The 9741-nt window shown below is 52.9% G+C and carries 12 protein-coding genes; 9 read left to right on the forward strand and 3 right to left on the reverse strand.

Annotated features, from left to right (window positions below):
* Positions 1 to 22: 22 nt before the first annotated feature.
* Positions 23 to 259, reverse strand: a complete 237-nt coding sequence (locus X965_RS18030; protein ID WP_156341087.1) for a hypothetical protein — start codon at positions 257 to 259, stop codon at positions 23 to 25.
* Between the two features lie 120 nt (positions 260 to 379).
* Between X965_RS18030 and X965_RS18035 the strand changes: the two genes are divergently transcribed.
* Positions 380 to 577, forward strand: coding sequence for a hypothetical protein (locus tag X965_RS18035; RefSeq protein ID WP_036419570.1), 198 nt, complete (start codon positions 380 to 382; stop codon positions 575 to 577).
* 62 nt (positions 578 to 639) lie between these two features.
* On the opposite strand, the gene X965_RS18040 is transcribed toward X965_RS18035, so the two are convergent.
* Entirely contained in the window at positions 640 to 855 is a 216-nt protein-coding gene (locus tag X965_RS18040; RefSeq protein ID WP_036419572.1) for a hypothetical protein, read from the reverse strand.
* 143 nt (positions 856 to 998) lie between these two features.
* Here X965_RS18040 and X965_RS18045 point away from each other — a divergent pair, with 143 nt between their 5' ends.
* The 7 genes from X965_RS18045 to X965_RS18070 all read left to right on the forward strand — a co-directional run bounded on the left by X965_RS18045 (position 999) and on the right by X965_RS18070 (position 7468).
* The gene (locus X965_RS18045; protein ID WP_172794101.1) at positions 999 to 3089 is read left to right on the forward strand and encodes a replication endonuclease; all 2091 of its coding nucleotides are present in this window, start codon (positions 999 to 1001) and stop codon (positions 3087 to 3089) included.
* A gap of 236 nt (positions 3090 to 3325) precedes the next feature.
* On the forward strand, positions 3326 to 3745 hold the full coding sequence (locus X965_RS18050) for a hypothetical protein (RefSeq protein ID WP_036419574.1): 420 nt from the start codon (positions 3326 to 3328) through the stop codon (positions 3743 to 3745).
* A gap of 112 nt (positions 3746 to 3857) precedes the next feature.
* Positions 3858 to 4034: a hypothetical protein gene (locus X965_RS19415; protein WP_156341088.1), complete on the forward strand. Its 177-nt coding sequence runs from the start codon at positions 3858 to 3860 to the stop codon at positions 4032 to 4034.
* Positions 4034 to 4306, forward strand: a complete 273-nt coding sequence (locus tag X965_RS18055; protein WP_036419577.1) for a hypothetical protein — start codon at positions 4034 to 4036, stop codon at positions 4304 to 4306. Before X965_RS19415 ends, X965_RS18055 begins: the two co-directional genes overlap by 1 nt.
* Positions 4307 to 4367: 61 nt before the next feature.
* Complete coding sequence (locus X965_RS18060) at positions 4368 to 5957, forward strand: hypothetical protein (RefSeq protein ID WP_036419579.1); 1590 nt, start codon at positions 4368 to 4370, stop codon at positions 5955 to 5957.
* Between the two features lie 5 nt (positions 5958 to 5962).
* Positions 5963 to 6280 carry a hypothetical protein gene (locus tag X965_RS18065; protein ID WP_036419581.1) on the forward strand — a complete coding sequence of 106 codons (318 nt, stop codon included), beginning with the start codon at positions 5963 to 5965 and terminating at the stop codon, positions 6278 to 6280.
* Between the two features lie 9 nt (positions 6281 to 6289).
* Positions 6290 to 7468 (forward strand): zonular occludens toxin domain-containing protein, encoded by a 1179-nt coding sequence (locus tag X965_RS18070; RefSeq protein ID WP_072144602.1) that lies wholly within the window; start codon positions 6290 to 6292, stop codon positions 7466 to 7468.
* Positions 7469 to 8113: 645 nt separating this feature from the next.
* Here the strand turns inward: X965_RS18070 and X965_RS19420 are convergent.
* Positions 8114 to 8290: a hypothetical protein gene (locus X965_RS19420; RefSeq protein ID WP_156341089.1), complete on the reverse strand. Its 177-nt coding sequence runs from the start codon at positions 8288 to 8290 to the stop codon at positions 8114 to 8116.
* Positions 8291 to 8439: 149 nt separating this feature from the next.
* Between X965_RS19420 and X965_RS18080 the strand changes: the two genes are divergently transcribed.
* The gene (locus X965_RS18080; protein ID WP_253280789.1) at positions 8440 to 9681 is read left to right on the forward strand and encodes a type II secretion system protein GspD; all 1242 of its coding nucleotides are present in this window, start codon (positions 8440 to 8442) and stop codon (positions 9679 to 9681) included.
* The last annotated feature ends 60 nt before the right edge of the window (positions 9682 to 9741 follow it).

The following is a 9741-nucleotide window of genomic DNA, read 5'->3' on the forward strand; positions in this document are numbered from 1 at the left end:
GGTTCGCATAAGGTACATGCCGTTATGTTGCAAGTGGGTTCGTTCCGGCACCGGCAGACTGTTTGCCGCCGGTGCCGGAGCGGTTCGTCTTTAACATAGCGCGCATTATGCGAGCCATAACGGGATTTTTCACGTAATCCCGCCGGGTTACGTGATTATTTTTACGTAAGGGCATAAAACAGACCTGCGTCACATAACCGGAATTAATATAACGATCATGCAACAATGACGGGAATCCGGCGAATTTTGGGTTGATCATGCCGTGTTCATATAGTTAAATTTTACTTGTTCTGAATACGTACTCATTATTTTTTGTGTTAAATCGTGGATATTTCAGGGGGGCTCATCGCTGCGCCCCCTTTTTTTATGGAGTTTTCCTGTGATTTCGACTGATGCCATTTTAACGATATACGCGTTTTTACTGGTTGCCTGTCTTCCGCTGTGGGTCTTTTACACCCTCTCCAGTGCTCTGCGCCGCCGTTCGGAATATAAAAAGCTTAAGCGGGATTCTGAGAAGGTGGACTTACCGGAAGATCTCGAAGAGGCATTTTCGCCGGGCGCGAAAAAAGGCGACTGAGTCGCCGCACGTTATACTGCGATTATTCCTCATCACCGCAAACGTAATAGGTTGCGGTGATCTTATTTTTTTTCATCTTTCAATATCAATTCGCCATTCTCATTAACATCAACCATGTTGATTTTTGATTCCAGTATAAAGTGAACAATATCGGATTCTCTGTATATTGCTTTACGCCCATTCATTATATTTTTTTTTGTTAATTCATAAGAAATATCTTTTAAAACAATGGCTTCACTATCTTTTAAGCGAATTGTTTTTTTCAATGGCTCTTTCATTTTACTTATTCCGTATGTGACGTACTTAATATTCCATCCTATAACATGTACACATATTTTCAATTACCGGTTGACATGTAATCTGAAACAGGTGTACTTTTTGCCTCAATGTAATTCGTAATATGTATACATTGAGGTGAGTGGTGCAACTATCAGCCAGTAAACAGAGCCAACATTTTCAGCAGCACCCCGACAGGGATGTGCTGAATGCTCAGTTACTGAACAGTTACAACGATTACTTCACCTTTTCTTCGCGTCAGCACCAGCCCCATCAGTTACAGCACGAATATCATCATAATAAAACACAGGCGTCCGGCTCCCGGGCGCACTTCTTACTGACCTGCCGCCGTTATCAGGCGCGTTTCGGACTGACCGAATCTGAATTCCTGCCCCGGCTGGATTCCCGCATCAACCGGATCATCTTCACGCATGAGCCGGAACTGACGGCATTCTCCGTGGACTGGCGGCGGTATGCGGCGTACCTGTGTTCGGGCTTCGGCTCGTTTTCAGTCTCTGCCGCGAATGCATTCTGCCATCTGGTCACCGGACTCGGCACCGAAAAAGCCGTTGCCCGTCTGGAAGCCGCTTATGCACTGGTGTCTGTGACACCGGACGGCAAAGGCAAAAATATAAACCTGTTCTGCTCTGATGCTGATTTGCAGATTACCGCCACGGATTTTGTTAATACCCTGTCGGATTCGCCGTTATGGTCAATTCCGGTCTCCGCGAAAGAGGTTGATCTCTTTTGTGAGGTGTTCGTGGATGTCATTGCCGCACAGGTTGACACTGATTTTAATTTCCCCCGCGAGTCCGTGCTGAAACGGGTGAAAACCCACGATTATCCGGGGGTGATTTACCGGTTTATGAACCCGAATTTTGTACGCCGGTTCATTGACCGCCTGCGCCTGTCCCGTGTGATGGAAATCTCCCGCATTCTGATGATGCTGACCCCGCTGCGTCCGTATTCACCGGACTGGCTGATGTCCCACTATCAGCGCAAAGATACCCGTACCGAACGATTCTTACAGTCGATGGGGATTTTTGACGCTGACGATAAGCTGGTCTGCTCACTGAAAGAGGCGTTTGACGCGTCGGTGTCCAATAAGGCAAACCGGGTCACTGAGCTGATTGTCCGGTCGAAAGGGGTCTGCACACTGGCGGAATCGTCCGGCCTGAAAGGGCATTTTGTGGTGCTGACCTGTCCGTCACGGTTCCATTCCGTGACCACGCTGCATAACCGCAAAACCGGTAAAAAATGGCACACGGAAAATCCGAAATGGGTGGAAGCGGGTATGCCGTCCGTCCGGGACTCCCATCAGTGGCTGCTGGACACCTTTACCCGGATCCGTAAACGCCTGAATAAATCAGGCATCAAAATACCGGGGTTGCGTACCGTTGAGCCGCACGCGGACGGTTGCGTACACTGGAACTTTCTGTTCTATGCGCAACCGTCATTGTGTGCTGAGATTCTGGACGTTTTCCGGGAAGAGGCGTTACGGGATTGTCCGGATGAAAAGGGCGCACAGGAACACCGCATTAAAATCACCGAAGTGGATCCGGAGAAAGGGGACGGCTTTTCCTACATCATCAAGTACATCACCAAAATGGCCGGATTTGAGAACGCAAAAGGGACTGAATCCCTGAACGATCACCATTCATCCGCCACCTTTCAGCAGGCTGTGAGCCGGGTGTCCGTCTGGTCGCGGGTATCCGGTATTCGCCTGTTCCAGTTCTACGGCTGTCCGAGTGTGACGGTCTACCGCCTGTTACGCCGGATGCGCGCCCCGCTGTCGTCCGGGGATATTTCCCTGACGCATTTCACCGACGCGGAAAAACAGGAGCTTGAAGCGCTCCGTCAGGCGGCGGATGAGGGGGATTTCCGGCGTTATATCGAACTGAATAACGGCTTTTTTTCTAAGAATGTGGTGCGTCCGTACTACCTGACCCAGACGGTGGCGGGTGTTCCGCGTACCAACGGTTATGACGAAGAAGCCGACGAAAGTGTGTACGGATTTCATTACCGTGACCACGTTTTTATCACCCGCTTTAACACCTGTGAGGTAAGAAAAATGACAGAAGCTGACCGTATTGCCATGACGCTGCTGCGCCGCCGTGAAGATGAGTTTGACCCGGGATTCCTTGACTGCCTGGAAAATCAGGAGGGTGAGGACGATTTTGAGGATGAATACGAGGACGGCGTTCATCTTCCCGGTCTTCTGGATCATCTGCTGTGAGAAGGGCAAACCGGTTACCGGTGACAGCGTCACATTCCCCGCTTTGTGTGCTGCTCTCTTTTTGTGCTTTTCTGCCTGTTTTCCGGGTTATTGCTCTGATGTCAGCGGCAAAAAGTGCTTTTTTCCCTGTGTCTTCTGAAAACAAAAGCGCCTCAGCCGACGGAGGAGGCTGCGACGCTTTTGTTTTCCTCGGACTCGTGACAATAACTGTCGCCACTACTAAAGAGACGTACCTTATGAAAAATCTTATTGACCGTTATCAGTTTAAAAACAACCTTCCGGAAGGTTTTAAATGCGCAGCCGTTCAGGGCGGGCACTTTTCGCATGTGCTTTCTGACATACAGGAAACGGAAGTGACCGGTGCGGACGGTAAAAAAGAAATCCGCCAGAAGGAGAAGTTCGGCTTTGTTCTGGCCGTACCGTTTGACAATGAAAAGCTGCGTGTGCGTGAAACGGAGTACCGAAAATACTCCTGTAGCCAGGAGGATTATCAGTTCCTGAAATCGGTGGAGGCGGAGATTTCCGAGCAGCCGGTGTATATCACGTTTGTGCCGGGCGCATGGGCAACATCCCGCGACAATAACGGGGTCTGGTATCAGTATGTGTCCGGTTCTCTGCTGCGCTTTGACGGTAAGTCACTGACAGCGAAGAAATAAGGTAATCCGTCATGACCCTGTTCACGCTGCTGTTTTCAGGTCTGTCACTGATATTTTTTTCACTTTTTTTCATTGCCGGTCTGCTGGCCGGCGGTGATTAACCGGGGGCGGTATGTGGTCTGTTATCTGTGATTCGATACTGTCCTCATCACTGGATGAGAGCACCAAAGCGTTGTATCTGGTGCTGTCGTTCTGGCTGGTACTGATGTTAACGGGATTCGGTGCCGGTGTGTTGTTCTCGTTTATCTCCCGTCTTTTTTTTACATCAACTTATTCGGAGAAAGAATAATGTCATTATTCACTGTTGTTAAAAGTAAATTTTTTAAGGCTGCTACTGTGTTGTCACTGGCAGTGGCGTCCGCAGCGGCTTCTGCAGCCGATGCCACGCCTCCGGCAATCACAGATTTTATCAATGCAGGGACGGTTGCACCGATTACCAACTCCGTCCTTGATGTGGTCGGTATCTCGGTTGCCGCCGGTTTTTCCATTCTGGGCGTGGTGGTTGCGGCTAAAGCCGGTTTCGGTCTTATCAAAGGTTTTATTTCCCGCGCCGCAGGGTAATCCTGTCTGACAGTTCCCATCACGAAGGCGGCGTTTGCCGCCTTTTTTCCGGAGTCCGTGAATGCGTATTCTGCTGATTATCCTGCTGTTGTTTTCCTCACTTGCCCGTGCTGACGTGATAAACCCGTTCCGGCTGCTGTCGTCACTGTCCCCTGAGCAGCGCTCCCTGGACGGGGATTTACCCGTTGACAGCGACTGCCTGCTGCGCCCGCAGTTTCACGGCGCACTGCCGTCAGTGGCTTATATTCAGGGGGCGTATTTCGGGTATGTGAACCGCTGTTACTGGGAGGCGGTATCGGATGTGTCCACGCAGTCGGTGAGCGGTGCATCGGTGGCGGTGATTGCGTGGTGGTCACCGCGCAACAGACTGCCTGACCATGATATTACGGCGGGGGATACCTGCCGTAAAAAAGAGGCGTATCCGAATGTGCAGTTTTCGGATGCATGGCAGGACTATGACGGTTATTACGCCAACTATGACGGCTGTCTGTATTACTCGTACTGTTCCAAAAGCCGCTGTGAATCCCCGTCGAACTATTCAGGCCGTTATACACCGATAGGTGAGTCCGATATCCGGCACCCGCCGAGCAAAATGACCGCAGGAGGCCCGGACGATGATTTTCCGCTGGTTTCCGGGTACAAACAGCCGTGGCCGGAAGGGATAACGGCGGGGCAGATGGTCAACGGTGCCACGCTGCTTGAGTACTACGCGTATGTTTATCAGGATTACTGTGATTACGTGGCAACCACCGGCCCGGGTAAAGGATGCCGTTATGGTTATCCGCCGGATACTCTTAATCCGCCGACCCGTCTTCCGCTGAAAAAGCTGTCTCATAATTCTGCCGGTAAGTATGAGTGTTATGCCTGGACACTTGAGTTCCCTCAGATGGGGGATGATGTCTGCACGATTATGACGGCAGAGGAGGATGAGATTAACGGTAAGCTTGACCTGACGCTTCAGTACAGTCATCTCGCGTATCTGTCGGGCGTGCGTCAGGAATCTGACCTGTATCAGCTTAAGGCGGAATCCTCGGCGAACGGGATGATGCTGGATGAGGTGGTTAACCTCAATCATGAAATGCTGGCTGAGCTTAAGAAAATCCGCAAAACCACAGACCAGACACAAAAGGATGTGAAGAACATCGGCACGGGCAGCGGGTCAGGCGGCGGGACAACCGGCGGTAATTATCACGGTGATATTCAGAAATTCAATGACGACATGAATGCCAATCACAACGCGCTGATGGAAAAACTCAGTGAGAAAGCGGACGGTGAGGGCATTGATATCGATACTGAGGCCATGAAAGAGCAGTACGAACTGGGCATGGAGGCGTACGGCAAGGGGACGCTTGACGAGGTGCAGGGTGTTCTGGACAGCATGTTTGATAATCTGCCGGATCTGACACTGGCCTTTGAACTGCCGCCGGAATTTTACGGTCGCGCCGGACGTCCGCCGGGTTCCTGTATCCCGCTGAAACGGCACACCTCCCTTGATTTTACGCAGGGTGTCAAGGCGGAGTTTGATTTCGACACGTCAACCGCCTGTGATTATTACGATGATTATTTCCGGCGTGTCGTGGAGTTCGGGCTGTATTTTCTCACGGCGCTGGCGTGTTTCCGTATGTATCACCGCAATGTCGGTAAGGAGTAGCGGTTATGTGGGTCATTGTTGCGGGTATTTTTGATGTGTTTGTCAAGCGCATCGGGTTTGCCACCTGGCGTTTCTGGCTGTTTTTCTGGGTCTGGGTTTCGCTGTATGTCCTGCTGCTGACCGCCACGCGGGAATGGCTGTCGCTTTTGCTGTCGGACAGTCTGCTGTTCCGCCATGAGTGGTGGATAACGGGCATCAGTCTGTTACCGGGCAATACGGCATTTTGTATGTCAACGCTCGGGGCGGCGTATTCGCTCAACTTTCTGGTGAATTTCAAGCGCCGGATGTTTGCGAGATACAAGTATTCACTGGACAGCAAATAAGGGGGCGTTATGGCGGTAACACTGGTAACGGGGGCGCTCGGGGCAGGAAAGGGGCTTTACTGCTCTATGCTGGCCTGTTCGGCTTACCGGAACGGGCGCCGGGTGGCGGCTAACTACCCGCTGGATGTTCTGAAATTATCGGCGGACGGGGATAAACCGGTGTCGGTCATTCCCAAAAATTTCACCTATGACGACCTGATGGCACTGGGGCGCGGGTGTCCTGAGGATGATTTTGAGAACTTCGGGGTGCTGCTGATAGATGAGGTCTCATTATACCTGAATGCCCGGACGTTCAAGGATGCGGAGCGGCTTAAATTCATTAACTGGTTTGTGAATTCCCGTAAATACGGCTGGGATGTGTACTGTCAGGTGCAGGCCTCGTTTATGCTGGATAAGCAGCTGGTTGACGGGATGGCGGAATATGTGACCGAACTCTCCCGGCTGGACAGTCTGCGCATTCCGTTTGTCACCACGATGGCGGAGCTGCTGTTTCCCCGGCAGTTCGGGCGCACTGCGGCTAAAAAAAGTCTGCTTCCGCATGTTGTCCGTTACCGCACGTTTCTGCAGAAAGAGAAGGGTCGCCGTAAACGTGACGCCATTGAGAGCGGTACATTCCGGGCGAAGGATTTCTTCGGGGTGCATGACACACTGTCGGCGTTTGGTGATGGTGCGGACGGTGAGGGGGCTTACAGTCTTCTGCCGCCCGTTAAACTGCCCCGTCCCGCCCCTGTCCGCCGCAGTCTTTTCCGCAGGCTGCTGAGTGTGCTTTACCCGGTTATCGCGGTGTTTGTGGTGCCGGTTCTGATTGTTTTTTACTGGTCAGGGTATTTTTCATCTTCCCCGGAGGAGGCGGTTCCTGTTGCTGCCCCGGCGGAGAAGGCTGCGCCTGTTGCCCGTCCGTCTTTTGTCCCTGACACCCCGGCGCCGGAGAGACCGGTTAAACCCGTTCTTCCCCTGTCAGCCACATTACGCCTGACCGGGCATATCACCGTCCGGGGGGAATCAAAGCTGATTGTCCGTGATACCTCTACCGGGCTTTACCGCTATGTCCCGTTATATTTCCCGCTGGAGAGCATCCCTGAGGAGATAGAGATAGACGGGGAACGGGTTACCGCGTACTCCGGTGCGGGGGTGACAGGCAGTAAACTCCCTGCGGCCGCAGGTTCCCCGGTTTCATTGTCACTGTGAGTGCCCCCGGCTGCCTCAGGCAGGCCGCCGGTAAACATGCGGAGGGTCAGGCAGCACGTGCCGCCGTTCTTTCCCCGGGGGTGAGGGGGATGTGTTGCGGGCGGTCAGTGGCTCAGTTGCCCGTTTGCCGCAGGCAGGAGGACAGGACAGCAGCACCGGCAGGCAGGCACCGGCTCCCGGGGTGAAGTGCGGTGCGGGGGTGAGGCCGTTCGCCGGACACGGAAGGCAGAACACCGCGGCGGAGGGAATACTGCGGGTGAGGGCCCTTTTTAAAAGGGCGGAAGACAGAGCACCGGAACCACAGACGGCACCGCGCGGGGGGTTGGGTTTTTGCGGGCTGTCAGCAGCACCGGAGCCGGAAGACAGTACACGGTGTGTCAGCGGCACCGGCAGGCAACCGCCGTGCCTGCTGTGAGGTGAGGGGCGGGGTTTGGGTTTTATGCCGCAGGCATGGGAGGCGGCACACCGCTGCGTCAGGGATAATCCGCTGCCTGACCGCCGTTAAAACAGGGGGACTATCAGAGAAATACTCACCCCCTCCCTCCGCCCTGCAAAGCGTGTTTTGCCTTTGACGGGCGTTCAGCGGCAAAAAAGCCTGATTGTCGCAGACGAAAGAAAGAAACAGCGGCACGGAAAAATTTTGTTTTATATGATTTTTTTTACATTTTTCATATTCATTTTTTTCATTAAGAGAGAGTCAGCCCGTGACATTGTGGTGTTTATTTCTGTGGGCAACACCGTCCATTCCACGATAGCTGATTGTGTATGCCGCTCTGCTGATTCAGCCCCGGGAGAGCGGTACATTCCCGTCAGCAGGCGCATCCTGTATGCCGGTTTACCGTTATCATTTTAATTATGTTTACTGAGAGGTTTTTATGAAAAAACGGGAGAAGCAAAAATATGTTATTTTTGATTCGGGTCGTTTTCGCCCGCGGCAGGCGTTCCGGTCTGTTGTATGTATGCCGGTGGTTATGTTTCTGGCACTGTTGTTTTCCCGGGGTGTTTATGCAAAGGGCACGGAGCTGGACATTAAAAAAATGCCGCTGCCCGACGCGGTCTCCCTGCTCTGGACAGACGTGTTTAACGAGCCGTTTATGCTGGCGCCGGAACTGGCGGACGACCCCCGGCTCATGACGCTGAAACTGACCCGCGAACTGGACGAAAAAGCCTTCATCACCCGCTATCTGTCCAATCTCAATATCCGTGTCAGCCGCCGTAACAACGTTGATTATATCTACAGTTACATTCCGGATGTGCCGCAGGAAAAACTCGTCTCATTCACCTACGCGCCCCGTTACCGGACGGTGGAATACCTCTATGCCGCACTGTCACAGGTGTTTATGTCACCGCCGCAGGTCACGGCCGGACAGCAGACACCGGGCGGCGGGACGGTGTATACCCCTGTGCAGCTTAATCCTCGCTACCTGAGTCCGACAGGCGACACTCTTGTTTACCGGGGCACTCCGGCGGAAATCAGTCACCTGAAAGTACTGCTCAGCGACCTCGATACCCGGGCAGAGCAGGCCGAAATCACGGCTTATGTGTTCGAGGTGCAGACACAGGAGAAAAACGGCTCAGGGATGGCACTGGCGGCGAACCTGCTTTCCGGGCGGTTTAATGTGGGCATTAACACGACTTCCGGCTACAGCAACTTTATCCAGTTCTCCGGCGGTTCGGTGGATGCGCTGTATGAATTATTCAGTCAGGACAGCCGGTTTAATGTGGTGAGTTCGCCGCATCTGCGTGTTGCCTCGGGGCACAATGCCACGTTCAGCGTCGGCTCAGATGTGCCGGTACTGTCGTCTGTGACCTATAACGACAAAACGCCGGTGCAGTCGGTTGAGTACCGCAGCAGCGGGGTGATTTTCACGGTGAAACCGCTGATAACACAGCACCTGATTGATTTGGACGTGACCCAGCAGTTAAGCAATTTCGCCAAAACAGAAACCGGCGTCAACAATTCCCCCACGCTGATAAAGCGGGAAATTAAGACCAATGTGAATATGAAAAGCGGTGACATTATCGTCCTCGGCGGACTGGCGGAAACCAAGAACAGCGAAGCGAACACCGGCTTCTCATTTTTGCCGGATGCGTTCCGGTCAAAATCGGACGAAAACAGCAAGACCGATATTATTGTCGTGCTCCAGGTGAAAAAGGTGGCGCAGGCGCCGGAAAACACCGGGCTGAAAATGCAGCCGCTGCCGTCAAAATAAGGTGACCGGTCACCGTGGTGCTGCGTAAAATCCGGGGTATCACGATGCCCGTAAATATGG

This window comes from Morganella sp. EGD-HP17, assembly GCF_000512315.2.
Lineage (GTDB): Bacteria > Pseudomonadota > Gammaproteobacteria > Enterobacterales > Enterobacteriaceae > Morganella > Morganella morganii.